Consider the following 1,212-nt stretch of genomic DNA (forward strand, 5'->3'; position numbering starts at 1 on the left):
CGTGCGGCTGGATCGCGACCATGACTTTTCCAACAAGAGCGGCGTGGTGCATTCCGAGATCCTGCTACCCGATGGCGCGCCGGAACGGTTTCTCGACCGTGCGACCCTATGGAACGAGGTCGAGGCGATCGAGAAGCGCAAGGATGCCCAGCTTGCCCGCGAGGTGGGGTTTTCAATCCCGCGCGAAATGACCCAGGCGCAGGGGATCGCGCTGGCACGGGATTTTGTGCGGGAGCAGTTCGTGGAACGCGGCATGGTGGCCGATCTCAATGTGCATTGGGATATTGGCGAAGACGGACAGGCGAAGCCCCATGCGCATGTGATGCTGTCCACACGACGGATCGAAGTCAGAACCGGAGAGGCTGTGCATGGAAGACCAGACGGAATCCCGCATCCTGAACGAAGCGGCAGGGGCGCATACGACCTCGCGCCGGATCCTGGACCTGATGGAGCAGAAAGGGGACGACGATCCGCTCAAGTTCATGATCCGTCTGCTGACGGAAATTCGGGAGACGCAGCGCGGCATCCTGCTGAAGCTCTCGACGCTGGAGAAGCGCTTGCAGCGGCTGGAAGAACAGCGCGACTGATTGCTGCGGCACGGCTGCGGCATGAAGGTCTGGGGCTGGCGCAGGATCAGCCTTCCATCGGGTTCGGTGCGAAAGAGCGTTCGTGGAATGACAAGGATCTGCTGCTGACGTGGCGGGAGCGGTGGGCGTCGCTCGCCAATGAACGGCTGGCCGAGCTGGACCTGGATGTGCGGATCGACCATCGGTCGTTTGCCGAACAGGGGATCGACCTTGAGCCGCAGAACAAGATCGGTCCGGCCGGGATGCGCCGGGAAGAACGGGGCGAGGATGCTGAACGGGTTGCCGACCATCTGGAGATCGCGCGGCGTAATGGCGAAAGGTTGCTGGCCGAGCCGCATGTGGCGCTGGAGGCGCTGACCCGACAGCAGAGCACATTTACCCGCCAGGATCTGGCGCGGTTCGTGGACCGGCATACGGCAGACGCGGAACAGTTCAGTGCTGTCATGGTTCGGGTGGCGGCGTGTCCGGAGCTGGTCGCCCTCGGGAAAGATGGTTATGGGCGGGAGCGGTTTTCCACACGGGAGATGATCGGGGTCGAGCAACAGCTGGAAGAGGTGTCGTTCGCGATGGGGCAGTCCCAGGGTCATGCGGTGCCGCTGGCGGTGCGTCGGGCGGCGATGGCGCG

At 63.5% G+C, this 1,212-nt stretch carries 1 protein-coding gene; it reads left to right on the forward strand.

The window, feature by feature from the left end; translation table 11 throughout:
- A partial coding sequence (locus JCM25156_RS29075) for a MobA/MobL family protein (protein ID WP_159105012.1) occupies nucleotides 1-1,212 on the forward strand: 1,212 nt, incomplete at both ends.

It is taken from the genome of Komagataeibacter kakiaceti JCM 25156 (genome assembly GCF_000613305.1).